At 39.8% G+C, this 26615-nt stretch carries 20 protein-coding genes and 5 pseudogenes; 6 read left to right on the forward strand and 19 right to left on the reverse strand.

The features are described 5' to 3' along the window. Positions 1-13: 13 nt before the first annotated feature. From H4683_RS13465 to hpaB, 4 genes and pseudogenes are all read right to left on the reverse strand, one after another. Positions 14-1306: a DUF4085 family protein gene (locus tag H4683_RS13465; protein WP_192599339.1), complete on the reverse strand. Its 1293-nt coding sequence runs from the start codon at positions 1304-1306 to the stop codon at positions 14-16. A gap of 764 nt (positions 1307-2070) precedes the next feature. Continuing rightward, the gene (locus H4683_RS13470; protein WP_192599340.1) at positions 2071-3627 is read right to left on the reverse strand and encodes an ABC-F family ATP-binding cassette domain-containing protein; all 1557 of its coding nucleotides are present in this window, start codon (positions 3625-3627) and stop codon (positions 2071-2073) included. Positions 3628-4045: 418 nt separating this feature from the next. After that, a pseudogene (gene tnpA, locus H4683_RS13475) lies at positions 4046-4231 on the reverse strand (IS200/IS605 family transposase); the annotation flags it as partial. Between the two features lie 162 nt (positions 4232-4393). After that, positions 4394-5827, reverse strand: coding sequence for a 4-hydroxyphenylacetate 3-monooxygenase, oxygenase component (hpaB, locus tag H4683_RS13480; RefSeq protein WP_192599341.1), 1434 nt, complete (start codon positions 5825-5827; stop codon positions 4394-4396). Positions 5828-6254: 427 nt separating this feature from the next. Between hpaB and H4683_RS13485 the strand changes: the two genes are divergently transcribed. Next, on the forward strand, positions 6255-6884 hold the full coding sequence (locus H4683_RS13485) for a restriction endonuclease (RefSeq protein WP_192599342.1): 630 nt from the start codon (positions 6255-6257) through the stop codon (positions 6882-6884). 309 nt (positions 6885-7193) lie between these two features. Here the strand turns inward: H4683_RS13485 and H4683_RS13490 are convergent, their stop codons facing one another. Next, on the reverse strand, positions 7194-7961 hold the full coding sequence (locus H4683_RS13490; protein ID WP_192599343.1) for a DUF1266 domain-containing protein: 768 nt from the start codon (positions 7959-7961) through the stop codon (positions 7194-7196). Positions 7962-8253: 292 nt separating this feature from the next. Then, positions 8254-9462: an RtcB family protein gene (locus tag H4683_RS13495; RefSeq protein ID WP_192599344.1), complete on the reverse strand. Its 1209-nt coding sequence runs from the start codon at positions 9460-9462 to the stop codon at positions 8254-8256. 433 nt (positions 9463-9895) lie between these two features. Between H4683_RS13495 and H4683_RS13500 the strand changes: the two genes are divergently transcribed. Then, a complete protein-coding gene (locus tag H4683_RS13500; RefSeq protein WP_192599345.1) occupies positions 9896-10792 on the forward strand; it encodes a TIGR01777 family oxidoreductase in 897 nt (298 codons plus the stop codon). 50 nt (positions 10793-10842) lie between these two features. Here H4683_RS13500 and H4683_RS13505 read toward each other — a convergent pair. From H4683_RS13505 to H4683_RS13515, 3 genes and pseudogenes are all read right to left on the reverse strand, one after another. Then, positions 10843-11034, reverse strand: a pseudogene (locus H4683_RS13505) (type I restriction enzyme endonuclease domain-containing protein); the annotation flags it as partial. 153 nt (positions 11035-11187) lie between these two features. Next, positions 11188-11490, reverse strand: coding sequence for a UPF0158 family protein (locus H4683_RS13510; protein ID WP_192599346.1), 303 nt, complete (start codon positions 11488-11490; stop codon positions 11188-11190). A gap of 227 nt (positions 11491-11717) precedes the next feature. Beyond that, positions 11718-11873: an HRDC domain-containing protein gene (locus H4683_RS13515; protein WP_192599347.1), complete on the reverse strand. Its 156-nt coding sequence runs from the start codon at positions 11871-11873 to the stop codon at positions 11718-11720. A gap of 166 nt (positions 11874-12039) precedes the next feature. On the opposite strand from H4683_RS13515, the gene H4683_RS13520 reads away from it, so the two are divergent. Next, positions 12040-16836 (forward strand): AAA domain-containing protein, encoded by a 4797-nt coding sequence (locus H4683_RS13520; protein ID WP_192599348.1) that lies wholly within the window; start codon positions 12040-12042, stop codon positions 16834-16836. Positions 16837-17024: 188 nt separating this feature from the next. Here the strand turns inward: H4683_RS13520 and H4683_RS13525 are convergent, their stop codons facing one another. The 5 genes and pseudogenes from H4683_RS13525 to H4683_RS13545 all read right to left on the reverse strand — a co-directional run bounded on the left by H4683_RS13525 (position 17025) and on the right by H4683_RS13545 (position 21136). Beyond that, the gene (locus tag H4683_RS13525; RefSeq protein ID WP_192599349.1) at positions 17025-17351 is read right to left on the reverse strand and encodes a helix-turn-helix domain-containing protein; all 327 of its coding nucleotides are present in this window, start codon (positions 17349-17351) and stop codon (positions 17025-17027) included. 428 nt (positions 17352-17779) lie between these two features. Next, positions 17780-17971, reverse strand: a complete 192-nt coding sequence (locus H4683_RS21445; protein WP_225942088.1) for a hypothetical protein — start codon at positions 17969-17971, stop codon at positions 17780-17782. Between the two features lie 119 nt (positions 17972-18090). Then, positions 18091-19194, reverse strand: a complete 1104-nt coding sequence (locus tag H4683_RS13535; RefSeq protein WP_192599350.1) for a hypothetical protein — start codon at positions 19192-19194, stop codon at positions 18091-18093. 69 nt (positions 19195-19263) lie between these two features. Continuing rightward, positions 19264-19782 carry a CbrC family protein gene (locus H4683_RS13540; RefSeq protein ID WP_192599351.1) on the reverse strand — a complete coding sequence of 173 codons (519 nt, stop codon included), beginning with the start codon at positions 19780-19782 and terminating at the stop codon, positions 19264-19266. A 391-nt stretch (positions 19783-20173) separates the two neighbouring features. Further along, a pseudogene (locus H4683_RS13545) lies at positions 20174-21136 on the reverse strand (IS630 family transposase). A gap of 23 nt (positions 21137-21159) precedes the next feature. On the opposite strand from H4683_RS13545, the pseudogene H4683_RS13550 reads away from it, so the two are divergent. Further along, positions 21160-21477 (forward strand): annotated as a pseudogene (locus H4683_RS13550) (IS3 family transposase); the annotation flags it as partial. Positions 21478-21669: 192 nt separating this feature from the next. Here the strand turns inward: H4683_RS13550 and H4683_RS13555 are convergent. The 5 genes and pseudogenes from H4683_RS13555 to H4683_RS13575 all read right to left on the reverse strand — a co-directional run. After that, positions 21670-23133, reverse strand: coding sequence for an immunity protein Imm33 domain-containing protein (locus tag H4683_RS13555; RefSeq protein ID WP_192599352.1), 1464 nt, complete (start codon positions 23131-23133; stop codon positions 21670-21672). Further along, positions 23087-23419, reverse strand: a complete 333-nt coding sequence (locus tag H4683_RS13560; protein WP_192599353.1) for a hypothetical protein — start codon at positions 23417-23419, stop codon at positions 23087-23089. Before H4683_RS13560 ends, H4683_RS13555 begins: the two co-directional genes overlap by 47 nt. Before the next feature lie 79 nt (positions 23420-23498). Continuing rightward, a complete protein-coding gene (locus H4683_RS13565; protein ID WP_192599354.1) occupies positions 23499-24338 on the reverse strand; it encodes a TIR domain-containing protein in 840 nt (279 codons plus the stop codon). Positions 24339-24362: 24 nt separating this feature from the next. Then, a complete protein-coding gene (locus H4683_RS13570) occupies positions 24363-25241 on the reverse strand; it encodes a hypothetical protein (protein WP_192599355.1) in 879 nt (292 codons plus the stop codon). Between the two features lie 230 nt (positions 25242-25471). Next, positions 25472-25654: pseudogene (locus H4683_RS13575) on the reverse strand (type I restriction enzyme endonuclease domain-containing protein); the annotation flags it as partial. A gap of 256 nt (positions 25655-25910) precedes the next feature. Between H4683_RS13575 and H4683_RS13580 the strand changes: the two are divergent. Then, positions 25911-26120: an Abi family protein gene (locus H4683_RS13580; protein WP_192599356.1), complete on the forward strand. Its 210-nt coding sequence runs from the start codon at positions 25911-25913 to the stop codon at positions 26118-26120. A 164-nt stretch (positions 26121-26284) separates the two neighbouring features. Beyond that, the coding region (locus H4683_RS13585; protein WP_192599357.1) for a DUF4372 domain-containing protein at positions 26285-26615 on the forward strand (331 nt) is incomplete at its 3' end.

Consider the following 26615-nt stretch of genomic DNA (forward strand, 5'->3'; position numbering starts at 1 on the left):
TAGATATCGAGCATTAGCCCATATACCCTTTCAATTTTTCTTTAAATAACTCAGTCAAAATCCCTTTGTGTTCAAAAATAGACGCATTTGTCGAACCCATGTTGAGCAGGTTTTCATCCTCCTGCGCAAGTAAAAACAGTATGCCTTTTTCAATAAGAGACACATAATCCTCCGGTCGTTGATACACCGTATTCCACGCCCGTACCATCCGTTCCAAATCTTCTCCAAGTAAGGCGGGCTCTAACTCTTCATCCATTAAAGGGACTGAAAATATCGCATACTCATCAATATAGTCAGTCGATACACAGCATCCTAAAAACTGTTCGAAGTTTTCAGCTATCTGTCCAACATTTCTATAGACAACAACCGGCTCTGAATTTTCACTAAATTTCAATGCCACATGCTGACCAATCCAAACAAACTCACCATCTCGTACTAGCTGATCACTACCAAATAACCATCCGATATCTACTACCGCATCAGCTGTCCCAATCAAACTATGAGTTAACTGACCCCCATTTTGTTCAGTAAGCAATTCCGAATATGCCAATGGAAGTGCTACCTGTAATCTCTCCTCCACCCCAGATAGTTCTTCAGTCGAAGCTCCCGTAATCGATTCACCAACCCGCCAGACAGGTAAGCTATTTGCCCTGTAATAATACTCGATGAGTACATCCTCCGCGGCAACCATCCACTGCGTCATCGGACAATCCACAAGTACATGAAAGACTGCACCTACCTCATGCACATCGACTTCTTCGTACAGCCAATGCTGTCCTGCCTCAAGCGGTAGATCACTATGTTCTTTCTTCACCTTTTTAAAGGTTAACACAATACAAACCGCATTATTAAACGAACCCGAGCCATCTAGCGTCAAACGAATAGCGTCATCTTTATGCGCAATATGAAGAATACGGGCATCGTGCAGCCTCGCCTCCTGCAATTTCACAAAATTTTCAGGTACTTGATCGCAAATCGATTCAAAATATAGACGCGCTTGCTCAAGCACCGTCTTGTAATTTTGCTCCATTTCATTTGACCACATTAGCAGTCGCTCCCTCACCTCTTTTGGCAAGTAGGGCTGGTTGATTGAACCATCCTCAATGAACGAATGAAACTCCTCTGGCAGCACTGTTAACAATCGCCCTTTGTTCCGCTCCAATTCACTTTGTAAATAAGCGTGCACATCCTCGCCATTCTCTTCAAAACTACGAATAAAATCCGTCCATTCCTCATCCGATTCCGGCAATGTCAATACATGTGCATCCTGCATTTGTTCATACCAACCCTTTGTGAAAAATGCCAATTAAAACACCTCCGTATAGTAAAAATAGGAGCTAAAATAAGTAGAAATTCATTAAAGACCGTTCACGATACCCAACACTTTATTAAATTTCCCTCTTCATAGCTGATAACAAAATTACTTTCTTGCAATGCAATTCCTTGAATTGTATAATGTACTTAGGTGTTGAATATACTTAAAAAAGACCGCCGATTTACCAAATCGGGCGGTCGGTGCAATAGCAGGTCCCTTCAAGGGGGCGGCTGACAATTAGGAGTAACCCATCTGAGCTGCTAACTCAAGGATGGGTTATTTTTGTTTTTGGTTAAACGACAGGATCAATACGATTAATGTTGCGAATGCTACTGCGAACATCAATGATTGGAACACTGACATCAGCACCACCCCCTTTCTTTCGGGAATGGGCCGACCACCCTTGAGCCACCTATTCTATTGTTCTACCATCATATCACACACACGTTCTAAAATCCCATTAACTCCGATTCCTTTCCTCAATTAAAAAATTAAGAGAACCAGTTTCTCATTGAATTCCGAGTTGCTTTAGAACCTGGCACCCAATGTTGATACAATGATAGTAAGCCATGTCGGTCATCCTTTTTTCCTCTCCTATGTAGAATAGCTTTGTCACTCTCTATCATCAGGAAAATCACTATAATTGGATATCACGCGGCTTTTTTCAAGCTCATATATTCTTCCATAATTAGTCTACCTCTCTCTTGTGAAGAGTGTCCGTGTAAGACATAAAGACAAATAATTCACAAGCTTGATTAAAACATTTTGGTCGTCCAATTTTCACCGTTCCAAACGTCTGTCACAATGCCCTCATAAAAATCAGGTTCATGAGAAATTAGCAGGATACTACCTTTGTATTCCTTTAAGGCACGTTTCAATTCCTCTTTCGCATCATAATCAAGGTGATTCGTCGGTTCGTCGAGAACGAGTAGATTCGTTTCGCGGTTGATTAATTTACAAAGACGTACTTTCGCTCGTTCCCCACCACTTAACACCTTCACCTTGCTCTCAATATGTTTAGTCGTCAAGCCGCATCGAGCCAAAGCGGCACGCACTTCATATTGCGTAAAATGCGGAAAAGCTTCCCATACTTCTTCAAGACAAGTATTGTTATTGTCCGTCTTCGCTTCTTGTTCAAAATACCCAATTTCCAAATACTCTCCAAGTTCAACGGAACCGGAAAGTGCCGGAATTTCCCCAAGAATACTTTTTAAAAGTGTCGTTTTTCCAATACCATTCGCACCTGACAATGCGATTTTCCATCCGCGCTCCATCGTCAAATCCAGCTCCCTTGACAACGGTTCATCATATCCAATAACGAGTCCTTTTGTTTCGAACAGAAATCTTCCCGGTGTCCGCGCCTGTTTGAAGGCGAATTGAGGCTTCGGCTTTTCCGCATCCAATTCGATAACATCCATCTTGTCTAACTTCTTCTGACGGGACATCGCCATTCGACTCGTCGCCGCATTCGCTTTATTACGCGCTACGAAGTCCTTGAGATGTGAAATTTCTTTTTGTTGCTTCTTGTAGGCGGCCTCAACCTGTTGCTTCTTCATCTCATGCACGCGCAAAAACTCATCATAATCCCCTGCATATCGGGTAATCTCTTGGTTCTCCATATGATAGATAAGCTGAATAACGCTATTCAAGAACGGAATGTCATGGGAAATCAAAATAAACGCATTCGCATAGTTCTGCAAATAATTGCGCAACCAGTCAATATGCTCAACATCTAAATAGTTCGTCGGCTCATCAAGAAGAAGAATATCTGGTTTCTCCAGCAATAACTTGCCAAGCAACACCTTTGTCCGCTGACCTCCACTCAAATCATGAACATCCCGATCCAGACCGAATTCATTTAAGCCCAGTCCGTTTGCTACTTCTTCGACTTTGGAATCAACGATGTAAAAATCATTGTGCGTCAGTTCTTCTTGCATCTGACCCGTCTCCTCAAGGAGGACCTCTAGTTCATCCGCATCCACTTCAGCCATCTTTTCGAAGAGTGCGTTCATGTCCGTCTCCTGGTCGTATAAATACTGAAACGCGGTCCGTAGCACATCACGGATAGTCATTCCTTGTTTTAGCACAACATGCTGATCCAAATAGCCAACCCGTACCCGTTTCGACCAACTTACTGTTCCCGCATCGGGCTCTAGCTTGCGTGTAATAATATTCATGAACGTGGACTTTCCTTCACCATTGGCACCAATTAATCCGATATGTTCCCCCTGCAATAAACGGAAAGAGACATCCTCGAAAATCGCACGATCCCCAAAGCCATGGCTTAAATTTGCTACAGTCAATAAACTCATATGTTTTGCACCTTTTCCTTCACTAAGAATAATTCTACTTGTCCAGCGCTATCTTCAAACGAGAAATGCAGAATCTTCTCCATTATATAGGGGATTTGCTGATGAGGATAGGCTTATAATGTATTTTAGAGTCTGGGGTCTGGCACTTTAATTATTTTGGTACCATGCAAGGTGACAAGTCATTTATAAATAGTGAATGATTTCCATAGACAATTGGTTTGTCATTATAGGTGAGAATAAACGACCACCCACTAAAGTAGGTGGATTTAGACATAAATGTCTGCGACTTAAAGTCGCCACTAAGACTTAAGTCTTCTCAAAGTCCATATGCTGAAGCACACTTAACTTGATTGAACTCATTCCTCTATCTTGAATATATCGTTCTTTTCATCATTTGATTGGTTCGCTATATGATTTCTTATGATTTCTTATAGTTTCTTATGATTTCTTCCGTTACATTTCCAACCGTTGCACAAAAGTAACCTCTCGCCCATAAGTGTTGGCCCCAATACTTTTTCTTTAGATCCGGGAATTCGTCTTGTAATAACCTAAATGATCTTCCTTTTAGATATTGCATAATTTTACTTGGTGCTAGACTTGGCGGGGGTTTTCTTCATCCCCACTGATTGTTAGTTTAACCATTCGGGCTTTTACGGGCAGTTGATCCCCCACTTAGTTTTCTTGTTTCCTCAAAGAATTGAAGTAGGGGTCTTACTGCTCATTAATGCGGGATAACATGGCTGACCGTCATTCCCACTATATCTAATCACCCCAAAACACTCTGCACCCGCTCCACATACGGCTCCTTATCATAAGAGTGATACAACTGACTCGCCAGTTTAACTGGATCACCAAAGAAAAACCGTTCATACAACGTTTCGCGTGTACCAAATGCACTCATTGTTAAATCCCATGCTAAACGGAAAATTTTTACGCGATCTTCTGCGTTGTTGGATTTAGACTGTAAATATTGATCTAAGTCTTTTCGAATACTCGATTGAAATGCGTTTTCCGTTGGGATTGACATCAATCCACTTGCACCTAATAGCTGAATGATTTCAGTGAATCTTGGGTAGATGTGTGGAAAGTAATTGATAGCGATTTGGAGTGTTGTTCGATCTGGTCGCATAAATCCCCATTCGTCCAGCTCAGCCTCGACTTCTGATTTGATTATTAGTGCTTTCATTATTTCCAATGCAACAATAATTTCGGAAGCCTTCTCTTGAACATGCTGGTATTCCCCGATATTAATGGAGTCAATGATGGACTGAACAACGCCTAGCACAAATTCTGTTTTAACAATCTGCCTTGAAACAACTTGGTGCAATGTAAAAGGTAAGAACGAGCTACAAGTCATGAAACTATTCGCTATTGCGATGTTGTCGTAATAAAACACACGCTCCCATGGGACTAGTACATTGTCAAAAATAACAATCGTGTCCATTTCCTCATAGCGCGAACTTAATGGGTAGTTAAATGTAGAGTCGCCTCCAACAAATGACTCTCTGCACACAAATCGTAGACCTTTACAATCGCTAGGTATAGAGAACGCAAATCCATAAGCCTTATCCTGTACCCCTCCCGCTGAAATAACGACGATTTCATCCGTTATTCCACCCTGTGTTGCCAATAGCCGCGCACCTTTTACGATGATGCCCGCTTCGTTTTTGCCCACCACTTTTGCAACAATCGGCTCATCCGTATCTTCAAAATAGAATTGTGCCCGATTTACTTGTGGATCAATAAATGTATGCGTCATCGATATATCATTTTCACGTGCATATTCATAGAAAGATAGCACGTTTTCTGGAAAACAGTTTTCTTTTCCTTTTAAAAAATGTACAGATGACGCAAGGGCCATTAACACTGTATTCATATAATCTGGGCTTCTTCCCATCATTCCATTGTTCGATTTAGCCCACTGTTGAATCATTACTCGTCTTTTTACTAGATCCTCTATTGTTTTCGGTTGTAAATAAGACATGCCCACTTGGTGTCCAGTTAAAGGTGATGGATAGGTCAGTACATCTTGTAAAGATGCATCATGTTGCATATCGTATAACGCTGCTTGACTTTTCATTACCCCTTTAAATGCAGCATGCTCAGAAACTTTACCTGTCATAAGCTTACCATCCATCCATATATTTGTTTTCAGCTGATCAATTCGATTCATATAATCGTTTCCTGTAATAGCCGACATGCACACGCTCCTAAAGATTTTTTTGTAATCGATATACAAGTACCATCTACCAACCTCTTTAATTGCATACTATTAGAATTTCTTTTCGATTGTTACCGTGTCGACCCATGTCACCTATACAACTTTGAATCTATTCACAACTAATTTGGATTATGTATTCTCGAACTGATTCAACAGTTTGGGAATATTCTTTAGGGTTAGGTTGAAATCTAAGCATATTCGTGTGGATAATTGGTCTTATTTAGCACTCTATTCTATATTTTATTTATCGTAGATTGAACATACCAATAAAGTACTATATAGTGGGAAAGCAGAGTGTTAATAGAATGTATTTCAAAACATGAAAAAAGAAATTGAAGATACTAAAAGACAACATTGACTATTTGACATGGAAAGTGAGCGAGATTGAAAAATGAGGATACTTTTTATGGTTATCTTTTTTGGATTTGGATTCTATGCAATTTTTAACTCTTCCATTAATCCTTGGTTAGCTATGGGATCATTATTTATCGGAACATTATTTTTTCCTAAGCCAACAAAAAAGAAAAAATCTACTCCGAAAAAGAAAACCACGGCGTCACAAAAAAAGACGAATGCGCCAGCACGAGCTACAAGCATTAGAAGTAGTAGCAGAAAATTAGCATTCGAAAAAACTATTTCTATGAAAATCAATGAATTATCGTGGTGGGAGTTTGAACAGTTGATTTATATGTATTATAAGGACTTGGGTTACAAACCAGTAAGAACTAAAGAAGGCGCGGACGGTGGGATTGATTTAATTTATACGAATCCCGATACATATGAGAAAGTTGCTGTACAGATTAAGCATCAGAGGAAGCCTGTAAGCTCGGCTATAATAAGGGCCACTGACAATGCAGGAAAAAGAAATTACGGTACATATCTAACTGAAGTTATTTCTTCTGGTACAATTTCGAATCCTGCACTAGTGGAAATGGATAAATACAGTGGAATGAGATTGAAGGATCGTCAATGGCTTAATAATAAAGTTGTTCCTTGGATGAAAAAGAAGTCGGAAGCATTACGCAAAAAAGCATAATGCCTTTTAAATTGATTTCAAATCTTTAAGGAAAGTTTGAAAAAGGTCATGACAGATACAGATGGGCTGGGCTGGGGATTTCATGACCAATTAGCCTGTTTTTTTGGCGGATTAAATCCCAATGAAAATGATATAGATTGATGAAAATCTAGTTTTCCCTACTAATTGTTCACCTAAAATCCCCCTTATCTTTGCTAATAAATCGGCAGAGAAAGAGGGCATTTTCACGCCTATAATCCAGCTACTAGAACGAGACTACAATAATGACAGTCAAGCAGCACATTCTCTTAGATCTTATCTTATGCTAAATTATTGGCTTCCTGTTCCGGATCGCTTAATGCTAAATTCATTCCAGATCGAGTCCTTTTCATTCAATAATTCTTTTCCATTCCAAAGGATATCGTAAATGTCACCCTCGTAAGCAATAGCTCGGCCAAATGCATATGAAATAAAATAGTCCTTCCAGGATTGAAAGAAATGGCTCGCGGCATCAGCAGCTCTCTCTATATAGCTCCATGCCTGTTCTTCGGTTATATAACCAAGTATGTAGCTCCATCTTGCAACGTTTACAGCTCGGTCAAAATCCCAGGCAGCAATGTTGTTCAACCGGTCAAAATCAGATTTAGCAAAGGAAAGCTTTTTCATCATCGCTTCTTGGGCTGATTCATAGCATTCCTGCGATTTCCCCACTTCCTCCTCTGTAAAAGACTGGCCAGCTTTCAACGCTATAAGAAGCTGATCATACTTCGCACGATGCCCTTCCGTAAGCAGCCATTCCAGGGTTTCTGCAGCTTCCTCTGGATTACTAACGTCCCAGTATGAAGCAAGGACTTCCTTCAAAGATTCATTATCTTCCTTCACCGGCAGTATCCGTGGCGAATCACAGCGGTAAAGAGAGAGATTCGCACCGTAGGCAAGCAAATGCTGTTTCTCCTTCGGTAAAGGGTTAGCCAGCTCCATTTCTAATCGCGCTTTTTTATTATTCTTCTTAATTCGTTTGCTCGCTGTAATCAAACCCACGATAAGTAAAATCACAATCGCCACAATAACTCCGAAAATAATTAGAAAAATATTCAAACCATCACGTTCCTCTCTCTGTTATTATTTGATGCAGTTTAAAAGCATTTTTTCTTACTACGCTGAGGTAACCGCTAAAAGACACTAGCATTGGGCTTTTAGCATATTGCGAGACAACCATAAGATAAATCCCCCACTAAGCAAGACAAAATTTAAACTGCGCTCAAGCTTCCTTACGTATTGTAGCACATTACCGAGGTTAATTATTCCTTTTTAGGATAATTGTAGTTACTAGTGAAGTGCGAAATTGGAAAATCGAAACAACCCATCGTTATCTAAAAAACATCATCACTTAATCTTTATACGGATCAAGCTCATTTGCACCGGCCATGCAGACACCAACTGGTTTAAGGACGTGTAAAATATCAATCGTGTCTTTATGTGCATCCAGTACAGTTTCTAGTTTTCGGTAAACAAATGGACTTTCGTCCGTCCCTCCCCCGCGTAGCATGACGCCAAATTCTTTCACTGCATCATCCATCTGCTTCTGGGATATTGCGCCGCCAGAGCGAGTACGCTTTTTCCAATTCATCTTCCCTGCTGCCTGCGTACGACTCATAATCCGCCCCGCACCATGAACTGTACTGTAAAATGCATGTTCATTGTCTTCATGACCTTTCCCTTGCACGATAACCGAAATGTCCCCCATACTCCCCCCGATAAAACCTAACTGGCCTGGTGCAGAAGGCGTTGCTCCCTTCCGAACAACGATTGTTTCTTTGCCTTGGTGCATCTCTTTCCATGCATAGTTATGGTGATTATGCACTTCAAATAGCGCTTTGGCACGCAGAATATGGAGAACTTGTTCAATGACATAATCCCTTCCTGCGTACGCATATTTTCCGGCCAACGTCATCGCTCGATAATACATATCCCCTAGCTCATTATCTAAATCAATCAATGTCGGCGCTTGCTCCATGGTTTCACCAGGGGCTCGGTCTGAAAACGCACGATTATTAGCCAAATTTAAAAAACCACTCGCTGTCTTATGGCCAAATCCCCTGCTGCCAAAATGGTTAGCAATCCATAAATCTCCTGTCTGTTCTTCAACAAGAAGATCGACATAATGATTACCTGAACCGACAGTCCCTAATTGATCGATTGCCAATTTTTTTAGAGTATCATGTTCTTGCTTACCAATCTGACTAAAAACATTCCAGTCCGGATCATCAAACAACTCGTGATCTACTCGCTTCTTGTTCTTTCGTCCAATACCAAAAGTAATCTTCCCAGAAATTTCATCCATAACACTCGGAAGAATATTTTTAATCGCTTCATACTTAATATTCGTTCTGACAGCTTTATTTCCACAAGCAATGTCATAGCCAACGCCGGAGGGAGATATTTGTCCATCGTACACAATGACTCCACCTACTGGCTGACTATAGCCGTAATGTCCATCCGCACATAACACGCCACCTATAACATTTCCGGTTTCCATACAATTTCTAAACTGACGAAGAGTATTTTCTTCGTGATCTCCAAAAATCACTGTTTTCATAAAAGCATTCCTCCTAATATTCGGGAACTAAGCTCCCCCGTCTTTTCGCAGTTTCCGCATCCCGATTGCCATATGTCTTAGATCTTCTATTTTCAATCTCAACGTTCCTGCTCCCATTCTTGTTCCTACCCCCTAGATTACCACAAAAAATTAAACTTTCCCGGCACTATTCCGAATCACTTTAAAATTCAGCACCACAGATCATATTTCTGATTATCAGTAGCTGATTTGCTTATAATGTGATTTTCTGAAATTTCTTCAGGGAGGAGCTATTAATCGGCAATTCGGCTAAAGCTTCCAACCTTTTTCTTATGCAGCTGGTGCGAAAGGTACCAGTCACTCAAACTTTCAAAAGAATAAAGTAATTCTTGGCATCATAAACAGGCTAACTGTCGTCCTATTTATAAGAACTTATAAGAAACGAGTGAATGATATGAAAAAAAAGATAGTCATTGCTGGTGGAACGGGCTTTATAGGTCACTATTTTGAGGAGAAGTTTACGAACTTAGGATATGAAGTAATTATTATTTCAAGGCAGTCACAACATCTTTCTTGGACGGATCGGGCAAGTATAGTGAAGGCTTTGGAAGATGCAGAAATGCTCATCAATCTCGCTGGTAAGTCCGTCAATTGTCGCTATAACGAGAAGAATAAGAAAGAAATCCTACATTCCAGAACAGAAACTACCCACCTCCTTGGGCATGCATTGTTAGCCTGTAAAAATCCACCCACTTTATGGATTAATTCAAGTACGGCTACGATTTATCGGCATGCGGAAGATCGTCCCATGACAGAAGCGAGTGGTGAAATTGGAACGGGTTTCTCAGTTGATGTAGCTAAAGCATGGGAGGGATCCCTATTTACTTTCGACCTGCCTCAGACAAGGAAAGTTGCCTTAAGAATAGCCATCGTACTCGGTAAGGATGGCGGAGTGATGGAGCCCTACCGTAACCTAGTGCGCTTCGGACTCGGCGGTGTACAAGGATTAGGCAACCAAATGTTCAGCTGGATTCATATAGAAGATGTATTTCGAATTATACTTTTCCTTCAGGAGAATAAACAGTTGAATGGAGTATTCAATTGTTCAGCTCCCCAACCTATCACTAATCGGGAATTCATGACACAACTACGAAAATCAATGGACCGAAAGATAGGCTTCCCTTCACCGAAATGGATGCTTGAAATGGGTGCGGTCTTTATGCGAACCGAAACAGAATTGATTTTAAAAAGTCGTTGGGTTGTTCCGGATAGACTAGAAAAAGAAGGGTTTCACTTTACATTTGGTACAATCGAGGAAGCGCTTCAACACATACTAAAAAGCCAGGAGTAGAAAGGGCTATTGCGTCTTCTCTACCCTGTCCCCCATTGATGTCTAAAGAAATAAACTTTCAGTAGTCTCCGAACTGCGATTCGCATCTTTGCCCTCGCGGAATCGTGCAAATTCCAGTCGATGCAGACGTTCCCTTTAATCGCTTTCGTCAACTCATGTGCGATTACTTTCAAGATATCATCATCAACTAATGCTTGTTCTGCCGTATCATGTGAGACCAGTGCATCATGGAATGGTAAATCAACATGCGTGTAAAAATATAGTTAAAATAAATTGCTCAAAAAACACCCCAACCAGCAATTTTGCCCAACCGGGGTGCTTTTCGTTATTCTAACGCTTAGGCACTCGACCTTTTTCTCGCTTTACTCCTTCGCTGAATAGAAGTCACTAGTAGTTCATTTATGCCTCTCTAACCACTCCGTTATTCTACTTTTTGCATAGTCACTTTCAAAAGCATACCATTGACTTTCGACACCAAATTCGATTAACTTGTTTTTAAAAGAGCGAAAAGGCCTTCTTCCATTAAGGAGAGTTACCAACTGAACCACGATTGTATCATCTTGCTTTTTAGCAAAACTGACCATGACATCAAAGGCTTCAGCCGAAGTAATTTGTGGAATAGCTACTAAAAACGCAGTAGCCTCTTCGTCGTCCCAATCAATTTCAGGCTCTCCTGTCAGCTCTTCCGGCGCGTCCAAAAAAACCTCCCCAGGTTTGACGATTAAGGACATACGGCATTTCACTTTGATCCCCTTGTAAAAAAACATCAATAAGTTCTTCGATAAGCTCCAACGTAATCACCTCGTTTAAAATCATTCAATTTCTACACTTCCTTGCAAATATATGTAACAAAGTTCCAGGCTACTGTTCATAGCTCATCGTACACTTTCCCTTATAATCGTCAATAACTCTGTCCCAAACTCCTCTAACTTTTTTCCTCTATCCCTTCTACTTTCCGCAAGGCATCCAGCGTAGTCGGTCTCATTTCAACTAAGCCGTCCAACGTTTTGTTCATAAATATGTGGAATGCCTTTCGTTCCGTTTCATCTGCAAGTCTTTTGCGGAACTTTTTCAATCTCAATTTAAGCTCTTCAATTGAATGCTTATCAATATGCTGTCCATGTATGAACAGCCTCCAAACCATCAAAACATTTTAATTTTTCCGAAATAGGTCGATACACATGGTATAATCCCCTTAGAACTCACTAATTTTTCACCAAAACATCAAAAATCCCCGAGGTGACAGAATGCATACAATCCCGTTAAATCAAAAAGTTTCAAATCTCGTTCAGTACATAAATGAATTGACACAGCTCAAGCAAAAACCTGTCTATTCGCATAAAAACTATGAAGATGTTCTTTGGATTGATCGCATACCACTAGAGATAGAATGCCTAGATGCGTTTAGAAATGATTTGGATGACTGGTTATATGTGAAAAAACCGAAATTCCCCACTTTACCGGTCGTACCGAAAGAGATTCAAGAATGGATTATTATCGATTCGAGCCGTGGAACGATTTCTGTGAATAACAGTATCGTCGTCAAGTTAGGCAAGACGGATGAAGGTGAACAAGTCACGGAAGAATTTTTTCTCAAAGATTTACCAGATGTCGTAAATGAAATTAAACAATTTCAAGATAATCTCTGGAATCCGTACAGAGAAGAATATGAACGTGTTAACGACATTCAATCGCTATACGACCAACTCTACAAAATTCACCAGGAATTACACACTAATTGCGAGCTACTTGAACTTGTGGTGAGCGTTGGTCTATTACAATGGAAGCAAGATGATAAAAGCACAGTAGAAAGACACTTACTCACTTCTGCGGTAGAATTGCAATTCAATAAAGAGCGTGCAGAAATAACAATCGTTCCTTCTTTCAAAGGAATTCATTTCGAATTTGAAGAAGATATGCTACTTGTAGAAGACCGCCTTTCTGGAGATGATAATAAAGAAATACAGTCGCTGCTGAATTCGTATCATCAAGAGAATACGATTGGAGAGAACTTCCCTACTCTACTCACTCACATAGTTAATGCGCTGGATTCCCGTGGTACATACGTGAATGCAATTGACATTCCAAGCTGTTCGCCTGGAGGGCCACTCATTTCTTTATCGCCTGCGTTTATTTTAAGAAAGAAGTCACAAAAGAGTTTTCAATTTGCTTGTGATACAGCCGTCGAGCAACTAAAGGAAATGGATGATTCGTCTGTTCCAGAAAATATGGCTAATATGTTCGGACGGTTAGCGGATGTTGAAGGTGAAAATCATGCAGATGACGCAGCATTTCGTCAGGCTCAAGAATTTTATTTCCCATTAGTATCTAATGAAGAACAAGGCAGAATTATTTCAACACTTAACAACAAGAGCAGCGTACTTGTTCAAGGACCTCCCGGCACTGGTAAAACACATACAATCGCCAATTTAACTTCACATTTGTTGGCGACTGGGCAGCGTGTATTAATCACGAGCCAAACAGCAAAAGCTTTAAGTGTGTTAAAAAGTAAACTTCCTGAAGAACTTCAAAACCTTTCTGTTAGCCTACTTGGTGGCGATTCTGCTTCCATGAAAGACCTGGAAAAAGTCGTCTCCACCATTTCGGTCAATAAAGAACGGTTTGATTTGACTGACATGGCTTCAACCGTCGAAAAGAAAGAAACAGCACTAAAAAGACGAAAAGAAGATTTGAATAAAACGAAAACAGAACTAATGGAAATCCGTGAAACTGAGACGTATATCCATCCATTTGACCCACCCTATTCTGGGACTGCACAACAGATTGCTATCCAATTGAACGCGGATACAGCTCTCTATGACTGGTATACAACACCTGTCAATACCGACACAGCCGATTCATATTTACTTAAGGAAAAGGAACTTGTTTCCCGTTTCATTGAACTAAAGAACACGGATATGGAAGTACCAGTAGGCTATGATCAATTTGATTACCCTGCCCTCCCACAAGCTGTCGATTTGAATCGCATTGTTCAGGATATGAAAGAGGAATTAAACCTAAAATCGCAATATGCATCGTTGATTGGAAATGAAGTATCTGAGCTTCAAGGATATTTAACTGGTCTTTCGGATGAGGACACGACAACACTTCAGACATCACTATCACGTTATGATGATTTGTTAAAACCACTTCTATTCAACACATATCCTAAGCTAAAAAAAGTCATCCAGGATATATTCGACAATCGGAGTCATTTGTGGGAGAAAATCCAACAGGATCTAACCGAACATTTAGCCGTAATCGATGATGCCAAAAATAATTTTGATCTGAATCTCGTTTTAATTGACGGTGTTCCAACAGCCTCTTTAAAAAAGATGGCGGAAGACTTATCCTTACATTTTGCGGATGGCGGTACGATGGGCAACTTCCTTGTTCAGCCCCAAATTGTGAAGCAATATAAACCTACCTTGCAAAAGGTCACTTACAACGGCTTACCGATTAAATCTGAAGATGACGTGAAAAAAATACATGCATATGCACGTACAAAGTATGCCTATGAAAACACAGAAAAATTAGTCGTTCCACATCTTCTGGAGGAAAAACCATTTGTCGAAGACCTTGCCTTTACTGAATATGAAACGGTCTTATCCCAACTAAATGAGGCCATACAGATTCAACAATGGAGAGCTGCTGTATTAAGTGATGTCACTAGTCTCTCTGCCGATACTTTTAACGAACAGCTCGTCCATTCATTACGAGCCAATATTGAACTGTTCCATGTTAAGAATGCACTACAGCAAAAATCTGAACAACTACGTATTGCGACGGCAACTATTGAAAACGAACTGACTGTCAAAGTACATCCACTATACGCAAAGATGATTGCGGCTTTGAATGAACGAAAAATCGAGGACTTACAAGCTCTTTGGGCACACTATGAGCATTTTCAACAGGTGATGAATCGCGACAATACGGTTAAAACAATTTCCAATAAGATTGGCGCCGCATCTCCAGTACTGTTAGAACAGCTAGAATCGACCTACCAACAGCCGATATGGACGCAACGGATAGCCATTTGGGACAAGGCGCAATACTGGAAACAACAGAAAAGTTGGCTTTATGATTTCGCGCAGAAAGACGAAGCAGCTCTTTCCTCCAGATTTGATCAGCTTGAAAAGGAAATCAGTGAAACCATTACTGAAATCGGTACAGCAAAAGCATGGATTAGCATGTTGAGTACCATGACCGATTCCCAGTCCAGACATTTGAAAGCGTGGGCCCGCTCCGTAAAAAACATTGGGAAAGGTACTGGGAAAAATGCTCCACGCTATATCGCGGAGGCCCAAATGCATATGGAACAATGTAAAGAGGCCATCCCTGCTTGGATTATGCCACTTAACCGGGTTTTCGAGAACTTTGAAATCCGTCCGGGCCTTTTTGACATCGTCATTGTCGATGAAGCGAGTCAATCCTGGCATGATGCCCTACTACTCAAATACTTGGCAAAGAAAATGATCATTGTCGGGGATGATAAACAGATTAGTCCAAGTATCGTTGGTATCCAAGTCGACGACATTAATAAATTGAATCACAAATATCTTAAACCCATCGAGTTTGAATTTGCGGATACGCTAAATGCAGCCAATTCATTTTTCGATGTTGCTTACATCATGTTCAAAGAAACCATCACACTTCGTGAACATTTCAGATGTATGCCAGAAATTATCGGTTTTTCCAATCGAATTTCATACCCAAACAGTCCATTGATTCCATTAAGGCAATACCCTGCCAATCGATTGGAACCCATCATCTCGAGGTATTTACCACATGGTGTGCGGGAAGGTAGCGCTCAAAATGCCTCCAATGAAGTGGAAGCAGATGAAATCGTCAAAGAAATCAAGAATTGCATCAACAATCCGCACTATGCAGGAAAGACAATTGGGGTTATCTCACTACTTGGCAATAACCAAGCGAAACTCATTCAAACTAAATTAATCGCCGTACTTGGTGCAGAACTGATGGAAGAGCGCAAAATCATTTGTGGGGATGCGTATGCATTCCAAGGAGATGAACGTGATGTCATTTTCCTATCAATGGTAGCTTCGCTAGGTGAAACAAGATTGACAGCACAGGTAGCCGATTCCGCTAGGCAACGTTACAACGTTTCGGTAAGCCGTGCCAAAGATCAGCTTTGGGTCATGCACTCTATCTCGGTGAATGACATTAGCAATCCTGATTGCTTACGTTACCAACTCCTTACCTACATTGCAGATCCTTTAAAAGAGGAAACAGAAGCGAATCGCCAGAAATGTGAAAGTAAGTTCGAAGAGAATGTGTTTGATGCCATCGTGGCGAATGGATACCGTGTCATTCCACAATACGAAGTCGCTGGTTTTAGAATGGATCTTGTCATACAAGGCGAACAATCAAAACTTGTCGTAGAATGTGACGGCGACCATTGGCATACATCCGTAGAAGACCGCGAACGTGATTTCCTGCGTGAGCGTTTATTACAAAGAGCCGGGTGGACATTCTGGCGCGTACTAGGTAGCATGTATTACAATAACCCAGAAAAAGCACTTGAAAGCTTATGGGTTATGCTTGATGAGATGAAAATTAGGCCGTATGATGAATGGGCTAATGCAGCACCGCCAGCTGCTATTGAATACACACGTCCGACGGGAAATGATGTTCCTGTTGTGCCGATAAGTCAGGCTACTTCACCTGTAGTGGAAAAAATAATAAGTGCAACCAAACAGCAATCGAACGAAAAAAAATTTGAACAACCTTCTTTCTTCACTATTGATAAATCAGTTGCACTAACGACCGGAACTCACACTAAAAATTCTCAAATAAAATCAAATGATGATCACATCTCAACATTGATAGAAGAAATGAAAGAACTTGGTTTCGAAATAGTCGACAATCGCGATAAATCGGAAACGCTTTACGTGATTGGTGGAAAAGAGCTAGAACAAACGTTGTATGCTTATCGAAGCCAAGGGATAGCTTTTAGTAGAATGATGAATGGGAACAAAAGTACAGATTTCAGGCCGGCTTGGTATGCGAAAATAAAAGTGTGAAAAAAGAGCAATCTACAAGTCATAAAGACTTATGGATTGCTCTTTTGAAATTAAGGCGCCTTTCACTGAGTGAACTTCCAAACTCTTTCTTTTCACCAAGACTCTTCATCTATCGTCTCAACGGCAAATTTTGGCGCTATACAACAAAGAGAAACGACCTTTCGGAATAATTTGAAGGTCGTTTCTCTTTAAATTGTAATTGCAAGTTCATCCGTTGATGATGAAAATTTCAACGTTAGTTTTGCTACATCACTCATACTTAAATCTAACGCTTTAAACAGCTTTTCATATGCATCCAACCCTAAGTTATCAACTCCGCCCTCTGCACGTGAAATCGTCTTAATACTAACACCTGAAAGTTCTGCTAGTTTCGGCTGAGTATAACCTTTCTGAATACGTTCCGAAAAAATAATATGTCCATATACAGCAGATAAGCCATATAATGCCTCTTGAAAATGAGGATGAACTTTTACAATTTCAGAAGTGTCTAAAAGATTTCTAACCTTTTTCTTCATTTCACTCAACTCCTTCTAGGTATTGTTTAGAATCTTGCAATATTACCTTATACATCTTATACGCCAAATCTCTCATCTGATTCGTTTCATCTACCGGTGGTTTTTGAGTTTTCCGAAAAAATTTCACGAAAACATAGTGCAAATTACCATCAAACGCTAAAGGGAAAAACAAAAATCGTAATTGTTCATTCCCATTCATTGCGTATCGGAGTTCATATATTGGGTAAACAACTGCGATTCCCAGATGATGTAGATACTTCCTGGTTGTACGACCTTGTGCATCACATTTCTCTTTTCATTTTAGTCCCACCAGAAGTACCATAGATCATGCCTCATTAAATAGTCTGCATTATGCCCCAAGGTAGGCATGTCTTCAAAAACATATTAGCAAAACAGAAAATGCTCTTTCGCTAGCTTTAATGCTTCTTCTAGCGTTGATGGTTTTCTTTCGGCATCCCTGCTACAATTTTTCGCCATGCATCTTCCACGCTTAGGTTCTGCGCCTCTACTAGTTGATGACGTACGTAAGCAGAAAGTGATCCTTCTTCGTCGCATACATTCTCTAGCATTTCTAACAAATTATCTCCGGGGAGGATGAGCAATTCATATTTTCTATCCATTACTACAGAATGTGTCCACTGTTTCGCTATCACATTCCTGCAAATAATTCAGCATGTCCTTCAACATATTACTCGCCTCTTTATATTTGGGTTATTGTATTCTCGCCTACTCATATCGCTTATGTTTGTTGATGGTGCATGGAGGCTATAGAGCAATCCAAGCAAACTTCGATATACAACGTTCCTTCACTATAATCCATCACTGTATCCCATTGAATCTGTGCCACATATTTCATCGGCTTACTGCAATCTGGACAAGCAATGTATTGCCAATCTTGCACCCAGGAAGCAAAACCACCTATTGTATTGATATCCTCACTGCCTACACCGTAAAATAGTGGAACCGGTGTTTTTCCCAGTATATAGGGATTAGCTAACAGCTCTTTCATCACATCTTCATCCACATAATTTTCCATCTCGTCTTCCAATTCGTTATAAGGAAAAATTGGTGTGCTTCCGCCATCCCATGTAAATCGACTGAATACCGCATCAGTAAAGCCACAGCAATTAGGGCAACCAGTTGCGGTAAAAATCCCGTCCATCCCTAAAAATTTTAGCCGTTCATCCTGTCCATCCAACACGAGCATATCTACTAATTGGCAGCTACAGTGGGGACATGTATCCTGACACAATCGCCCAATTACAGCTGTATTGTCTATGCTTTTATCTCCCTTTTCCATTGCATAACAAGTAGCGTAATTCAACTCGTGTCGATTCCCCTCTTGATCAAACGTCCATCCCCCCGCTTGGGCATAGACAGATGGATTTACATACAGCTTTTCACGCCACGGCCTAGGATTACGTTCCAGCATCAGCAACGTTTGCAATGCTTGGTCATCACCTTGCATCGCAAGACATGTCATCAGCTCGCTCGCCTCACGCGAATCTGTAGCCTCCATTAGCAACGTGATCATTCCGTCACGTACATCTACTGGAGCGTTATAATAAAGCTGCTCCATCGAAAATGCTCTTGCTTCCAATGCTGCTCGCTGCAACTCTGGTGGACAGATGCCGCGGATTTCCAACAGTTTACAGCAAACATCATATTCATCAGTATCCCATTTACTCAATCGACCAGCATGCGCAATCAGATGTTGGATTTTACTCGTAATCTGCTCATGCGTCCATGCCAATACCTCGTTTCTTTCTTGCTCCGTTCGGCATTTCCAGCATACTCCTTTAAAGCCAATCGGCGTACTACAACTCTCACAATTATGCTTCATGATTTCATCTCCCTCACAATAATAGATCGGCAGTCAATACTCTTCATATCTCTTTTCTATTTCATATGATTAATCTGCATCCACCCATAAATGATATTTTTGACAATGCAGGCATTGGAATAGATAGCCTGCCAGCGAACCTAACTTCACCAAATGCTCTCTTATGTCGGTGTATTCGCCACGCTCCTCATATTCAGCAAGCACTTCATCTGCAATTCCCATCTCTTCCAACTCTGCTGTTCCTATATCGCCAAGATAGGCACAAAAATCGTCGCAACAAGCGAGCCAATATTCCCCTTGCCAGCTTACATATCCAGGTGTTCGTTCGAGTAATTCCTTATGCTTCTCTGGATTAGAAACCTTATCCATTTCCACATCTTGCATAAAGTCACCATCAAACTTGGCTGCTGCTGCTCCACTGGCAATGCAGGATAGGCAAAGACAATTAATATCCTCTACGCAATACATCGTAGGATAATATAGAATTACAGTGTTTCCACAACATTCACAAATACTCTCCCCCTCTTCGAGCACATCAATTTCTCTTATATTTGGACTATACTTAAAATGGATTTGATCATCGTTCATCTTTGTCATCCCTCCCCAAAATCAATCACCTTATCTCAAAAATTTTTCCAATCCATAAAGCCCGAATTAGAATTAAAATCGATAAATTCACTGGTCGAAGTGTCTATCGCTCTACTAATGCAGGAGCTTCTTCATCTTTAGACTTGAATTTTCTCCAATTGTTTAAGCTAACCTTTTTTAAATATATGGTACCACTCCTCTTATATTAATAGTAAGAGCTCTTTCCGTTAGAATTTCCAGTTAATCTAATAGAAAAGTAAACTACATTTCAAAAAGAACATACATTCTCAACTCCATCCTATCACAAACTATACCGTTTATACCAACGCATCCTTTCTATATACTCGGCATTAATTATTTAGAATTGAATACATAGCCTGTTAATGGTAACTTATGGTTTTTTGTTGATGTGACAAATAAAACCATGGACGGCTTTACGGATTTTCTGAACCGAATCAAAGAATACATTATTGATAACAGCTGATTTTAACCAACCCCAAAGCTCCTCAATCATATTAAGGTTTGGGCTGTAAGGCGGAAGGTACATCAACGTTAAAAACGCCTTATGTTGCTCCAAAAATGGCTGAATGAGTTTTGCATGATGAATCCGTGCGTTATCCAAAATCATGACAATGTGTTCGCCTTTATAGGTAGCCACCACTTTTTCGAGAAAAGATAGAAACTCAACGGCCGTATAGTGCTCTTCTTGTACACAAAAAACCTCTCCTGTTGCGTAATCCAACGTGCCGATTAACTTTGCACCCCAATGTTTTCCGTAAGTTGGAATAATCTTTTGTTGGCCTTTGGGAAACCACGTTCGTGATAGCGCTTGATAATAACGAATCATCGATTCATCCTGAAATAAAATACGGTCAATTTCTTCATTCAAGAGTTTTTTTAGGATTTCAAACGCTTGTTTAAACGCTGCTTGTTTGGCAGGATCGGCTTTAGCAAGTGTATACGTAGGTTTTGTAAAGCTTAAATTGAGGCACTCAAGCAAAGTCCGTGTGCCTCGGTCCGAATAGTGCACATTGAATTCCCGCTTAATTCATTCACGAATAATGGGGGAAGTCCAATTCATTTCCACTGGAAATCCTACATCTACAGGTGTCTGGTTTACAATCGTCTGATAGAGTTTCTGTTCCTGCTCGGGAGTAAGCATCGGGTTACGACCTGGGGGATGACCCCTATGTAGTCCATCCAGACCTTTCTCACGATACGCCTTACTATAATTGTACAGTGTGGAAATTCTTCGGCCGAGTACTTCCGCTATGTTTTCATATGATTCACCGCGTAGAAGCATCAAAATTGTTAGATAGCGCTCATGCATTCGTAAGTCTTTATTTTCTTTCATAGCTCCATAAGTTGAAAAAACATAGCCATTTAGCAGAAGATGCCTTTATCCATTCAGATCAAGGTTTCCATTATACAAATCCACAATTCCAAGCTTTAGTAAAGAAGATGGGGCTAGGTCAATCGATGTCACGCCGGGGAAACTGTTGGGATAACGCTCCCCAGGAATCGTTTTTTGGGCATTTTAAAGATGAAACGATTATTAAAGAGTGTGAAACATTAGAGGAAGTAAAACGTGAAATTAAAAGTTATATGACTTACTACAATCATTATCGAGGGCAACGGAATTTAAAAAAGCTGCCGCCTGCAAAATACAGACAGCAGCTTCAACAAGTTGCCTAGGCTTTTTTAAAATGTTCTTTACAAAGGGCACAATTTACTTTTTTGGCATGCCCTGAGTAGTTACCAGGCGTGGTCTTTTATATCGAAAGCCAAGTACAAACACCAGAACTTTACATGCGGTTGTTTATAAAATAGCTAATAAAATCATCATTCCCCCCAAATTATACTACCCTATAAAAATGAAGAAATTACCTATTCCCTCGTCTCTACTCTAATAAACTTTCCATTTTCATCACGCGCAAATGTAGTAGGATAACTTTCCTTTAAGAATGGAATAATATCTCGGTCGTAATTGGCAATTGTGTTCAGCGAATAGACACCTAAGTTTTCCTCATTATCCATATACTCATCATCTTCATCACCAGCAACAAAACGCCAACCACTATCATATTCTTCTTTATCCAAATCCGGCTCTTCTCGGTACATATAGCCGACTTTCTTGCCATCAACCAAAATGCCGTCTGTTGCAAAGCATCCCATTGGCTCATCCCAAGAAAATAACTCCTCGATTTGCTCCGGCTGTAATGCAAAATCTTTCTGCGGGTTTAAGGACACTACACAAGGTCGTGTAATATCCAGCACAGAAGGGAAACAATCAAACTCTTCCTCCAATGCCTCCACCCCATTGCGAAGCTTATACTGCACTTCCTCCTCATAAAGTGGAACGACTTGCCAAAATACCACTTGATCACCATTAGGAAGCGCACTAACTAAACTCTCCTCTTCGAAATTAAGTGGCACTGACAACATGATACTGTTCAATAACGTATTTTCTGCAAATGGTTCTCCTGCTGGAATCGTATGTCCCCAGCCAAGCCATGTATCTTGCTGTAAAGAAAAACGAGAAAGAATTTTTAACCAGCGTAATGGCCAGTAATCTTTTTCATCCTCACTATGTACATCCCAATCTTTTGGTAAATTAATCAAAAACTCTGCACGTTTTGGTCCTTCATAGCCATCAGGAATGTTCATCTGATGCATGCCTGCCCCCATTGTGACAATTGTGTAGTAATCATGCTCTGGTCTAGGCTCTATAATTAGAAGATCGATATGTAAATCAGGCGAAACCAATTCATGAAACACATTTTTATGCTCTCCAAACCATTTTGTCGTATGTTCTTCAATCGCCTGCATCTCTTCTTCGCTATATACAAGAGGTTCATACACTTCCTGATCATACTCTCCTACCAATGCGATCAGCGCAGCATCCTCAGCTTCGGATAATTCAAGCTCCAACCCCGACTTAACCATTGCAAGCATACCAAGAGATTCCTCATCCCCTAATTTATAAGCTTTCTCAAAATGATTCAACGCTCTTCTCATCAATTCCTCATCGTCCGTATCATAATAATAAGCGTAGCCAAGTCGATAATGCCATAAACTATCATTCTCCCCCTCTGGTGCTACACCTTCCAATAGCGCAATTGCTTCCGAATATTCATCCAGATTGTTATGCGCTCTTGCCAACAAACCAATTAGTTCATAATCCTTTTCGTAACCTTCAATTTGATGAATTAACTCGATAATTTGCTGATGCTCATCATCTTGATGAAAACGCTCGACCTGCGCGTATAATTCCGAGCTTTTCCCATTTTGTGCATGTGAATTATTATCCATTTCCATCCCCATCTCTACCGTTTCTAATGAATCCTTCATTATAATACTTCTTCCTAATGCTACAGAGGATTCTAAATATATAGTATAACTCTAAAAGAGCATATTTCAATGTAAAATTTTCCAGATGAAAACGACAGACTGATCTTTCATTGGTATCATCAAAATCATCGAATTCCTTCTGAATGATTAACAGCTCTTCTCCAAGGCACTCCGTATTATCCGCAATCCACTCTTGGAGATGCTCCCTCTCCCGTATGCCTAATTCCTGAAAAGTTTTATTTGCAATTTTTGTAATTTTATTTAAACCTTGATCGACGACAAACATGATATACCTCCCTCGTATCCAATAATATTGGACTCCGATTCAAATCAAAATTACAGAACTGCCATGCATTTTCACTGTCTCATTTAAGAGCATCAACCAACTCTTTCAAGGACCTTACAATATCTTCAGTGGAATGTATAGCAGTGTTCATTGCTAACATATCTGTCAAAGTTAAATTTAATTTTTGAATTTCATCACGTGTGACATTATGCCATATTGGCAATATAACTGAACCATCAGTAGTCGCATCCTTTTGGAAAATACCGTTCAGTTCATAATTCGTCCAATACTTCTTTAAAAAACTTTGTGATAACACAATCAGACAAAAGCGTGAATTAATTAAACCTTTATCAATGCTTTGGCGAATACTTTGGCCCCATCCAATCTGATCTGAATCATACCAAGTATCAATACCTGCCTCTTGCAAAGCTCTAGCTAAAGGTTCTACAAAATCGTCTTTGTCTTCAGATGCATGCGAAATAAACACATCATATTTCTTGTCCAAAAAAGTATTATCTGTATCAACTTTTATTATTTCTTGAATTTGTGATTTTTGTGTTGCAAGGGCTTTCTGCTGAAGTGTTTCCATAGCTTTTTGATGCTGTTCCCGCTCTTTTGCTTGTGCTTTCATCAAGTCACTCTGTTTATTAGTCAGCCCTTTAGATTTATCGACCAGTTGTTTGGATAATTTAACTTGTTCTGCTTGCGCACTTGTCAGCTCCTTAGATGCCGATTGATATTCTCTCTGAGCGGAGCTTATTGTGGATATAGTTTTTGCTCCCATCGACTTTTTCTGCGCCTTCGCTATCTTCTCAATTGCTTTTGCTTCTTTTAATTTTTGTGCATCTATTTTCTTATTGATACTAGTAATACCCGTTTCTAAACTTTTTATCTGGCTAAGTAACATACTAATTGACATACTCTTCCTCTCCCCTTTTTTTATCTATCTTTTCTCAAGATCCCCCCTCGCAAACCAACCAACCAACACAAACATATCCCAATTATTAACTCGGAAATCACTTCCCATGTATATCGCCAGTTCCAATCTATTCCTTCTTAGATTTTCACGCACATCCCCAATGCCCGTGAATTGAACTTGTCCATGTTGGTCAACTAAACGTTCTATGGACCAAAACTTTTTTAGATAACTGCTGTTTAATCGTTCAGCGGTAAAAGCTTCTTCAAAAACTACCGTTATGGTTTCTTTATTATTTTCAATAACTATTTCCGCTACTTCTCCAAGTTGCTGAATACTTTTCACATTACCCATTATCAAGCGAATTTCTCCAATATCTGATGACGTTATTTCATCAACGAACCGTTTGGAAATATTCCTTCTTCTAAGAAGAAGTTCATCTTCATAGAGGTCACCATCAAACAAAACCATTTGAATTGAAGACGCGTTCCTTTTGGCATTTGTAACTGCTCTCTCTTTTTTTCTTGCTCCAGTAGTAGCTCTATTCTTCTGTCGAATCTCCTTTTCTTCTTCGGTTAAATTCATTTGTACAAAAGCATCTTGCAAAGCATTTTGTCTTCTATTATAAGTAATTTCAACACTAATTATATTCGTTGTGTTCCTGCCTAAACTCATAGGTATCCTATCAAAATAAAACAAACAATCTCTCGAATGTTCGTCAAATCTCCAAGTTCTAAAATGTGCTGTTTTCCCACTACTAAAGCTAATTTTAGCTGGACAATTTTCTGTTGGGCAGTATAGTTTTCGTTTTAGTTCATTCTCATAAATACGAGCTGTTATCTCTCTAGGATGAATCTCTTTTGTTACTCCATCCTTATCCAAATAGATAGCACTCAAAATCCGCATAAAATCCCCCTTCAATCGTTGCTGTTTTTAAAATTTTCTTTTCTGCACAATAGTTAATTTAATAGGAAAATAGATTGCATCAAAGGAACGTATATTCTTAACTCAATCCTACCACAAACCATACTGTTTATACCAATAAATCAAAACAATTGGTCTACTTAACCAATAATAAAAACCCCAGCATCCATTTCTGAACACCAGGGCCTTAAATCAATCCTATACATCCATCCCAGCAGCCTCCGAACGGTAATCCTCATCTTGGCTCTCGCGGAATCACGTAAATTCCAGTCGATGCTCATATTCTCTTTGATTGCCTTCGTCAGCTCATGGGCAATCACTTTCAAGATGTCATCGCCTAATACTTGTTCTGCCGTATCATGTGAAGCTAATGCATCATAGAAAGCCACTTCTTCTAAATATCCATCGGACAGAATCAAAATATCAGGACTTTCGATGCTGAGCGGGGTATAAATATCAATTACTTCATCGGAAATCAATGGATAAAAAGCCTTGATGTATATGGACTGAGAACTATGAAATTCAATCAATTCATAAAAAGCATACATATTGACTATGTGAACGGCATATACTATAATGATTTTAAACGATTAGGCCCATGTTCCTTCCGAGGACTGGGCCATTTTTATTTTTTGGGAGAGTGACACCTTCATGAAGCCATTTACAACCCATAGAATGCAACTAAAAGGTCTTAGAGACAGAGGACTTATAATAAACAATGGCTCCAAAGCTATGCGTATTTTAGAAGCCGAAAATTATTATAATGTTATCAACGGTTACAAGGATTTGTTCCTTCAAAGAGATCCCCAAAGGAATCCTATTTCTCCTGAAAAATATAATACTGGTACTAAATTTCAGTAGCATTGCATAAAAACTATTTCGATTTGTCAAGTTCCTAAAATACCAATAACGAAATGTTTGATTTTCACTAAAATGTAAGTTTTAAGACTATTAATAGATAAAAAAACCCCTTATAATTAGGTTTGATAGTCCTGTCCAAATCCCTAATTATAAGGAGAAATCACATGGACAAGAATAACACAAAAACCACAATAAATGAACTGTTAAAAGAGTTAGATGAGAAATCTTTCATCAGAATTTTGAACGTCATGGATCTTGATAAATACGTAAAAAAGCTGACTGCCTACAAGTTTCTTCAACTTCTTATCACTGCCCAAGTGAACAAACTCGATAGTTTAGCGCACTTATCGAAGTTTGTAAGAGACGGAGAAGATCTTCATACACAGATTGAAATCGATGCAATAAGCACGTCTCAACTTTCGAGAAAACAAAGCATGTTATCACCTGAAATCTTCGAGAAAGTCTTCCAGCATCTTGTAGCGGAGATTCAACTCC

The organism is Sporosarcina limicola, assembly GCF_014873855.1.
Taxonomy (GTDB): domain Bacteria; phylum Bacillota; class Bacilli; order Bacillales_A; family Planococcaceae; genus Sporosarcina; species Sporosarcina limicola.

Bases quoted from the DNA above. Each gene is read 5' to 3' on its own strand.
- H4683_RS13580 (WP_192599356.1), top strand. From the start codon at position 25,911: ATGAAGCCATTTACAACCCATAGAATGCAACTAAAAGGTCTTAGAGAC.
- H4683_RS13485 (WP_192599342.1), top strand. From the start codon at position 6,255: ATGGTTATCTTTTTTGGATTTGGATTCTATGCAATTTTTAACTCTTCC.
- H4683_RS13520 (WP_192599348.1), top strand. From the start codon at position 12,040: ATGCATACAATCCCGTTAAATCAAAAAGTTTCAAATCTCGTTCAGTAC.
- H4683_RS13570 (WP_192599355.1), bottom strand. From the start codon at position 25,241: ATGCGGATTTTGAGTGCTATCTATTTGGATAAGGATGGAGTAACAAAA.
- H4683_RS13495 (WP_192599344.1), bottom strand. From the start codon at position 9,462: ATGAAAACAGTGATTTTTGGAGATCACGAAGAAAATACTCTTCGTCAG.
- H4683_RS13500 (WP_192599345.1), top strand. From the start codon at position 9,896: ATGAAAAAAAAGATAGTCATTGCTGGTGGAACGGGCTTTATAGGTCAC.
- H4683_RS13560 (WP_192599353.1), bottom strand. From the start codon at position 23,419: ATGTTTGTCGTCGATCAAGGTTTAAATAAAATTACAAAAATTGCAAAT.
- H4683_RS13525 (WP_192599349.1), bottom strand. From the start codon at position 17,351: ATGAAGAAAAAGGTTAGAAATCTTTTAGACACTTCTGAAATTGTAAAA.
- H4683_RS13470 (WP_192599340.1), bottom strand. From the start codon at position 3,627: ATGAGTTTATTGACTGTAGCAAATTTAAGCCATGGCTTTGGGGATCGT.
- hpaB (WP_192599341.1), bottom strand. From the start codon at position 5,827: ATGTCGGCTATTACAGGAAACGATTATATGAATCGAATTGATCAGCTG.
- H4683_RS13555 (WP_192599352.1), bottom strand. From the start codon at position 23,133: ATGAAGGATTCATTAGAAACGGTAGAGATGGGGATGGAAATGGATAAT.
- H4683_RS21445 (WP_225942088.1), bottom strand. From the start codon at position 17,971: ATGGATAGAAAATATGAATTGCTCATCCTCCCCGGAGATAATTTGTTA.
- H4683_RS13535 (WP_192599350.1), bottom strand. From the start codon at position 19,194: ATGAAGCATAATTGTGAGAGTTGTAGTACGCCGATTGGCTTTAAAGGA.
- H4683_RS13565 (WP_192599354.1), bottom strand. From the start codon at position 24,338: ATGTCAATTAGTATGTTACTTAGCCAGATAAAAAGTTTAGAAACGGGT.
- H4683_RS13540 (WP_192599351.1), bottom strand. From the start codon at position 19,782: ATGAACGATGATCAAATCCATTTTAAGTATAGTCCAAATATAAGAGAA.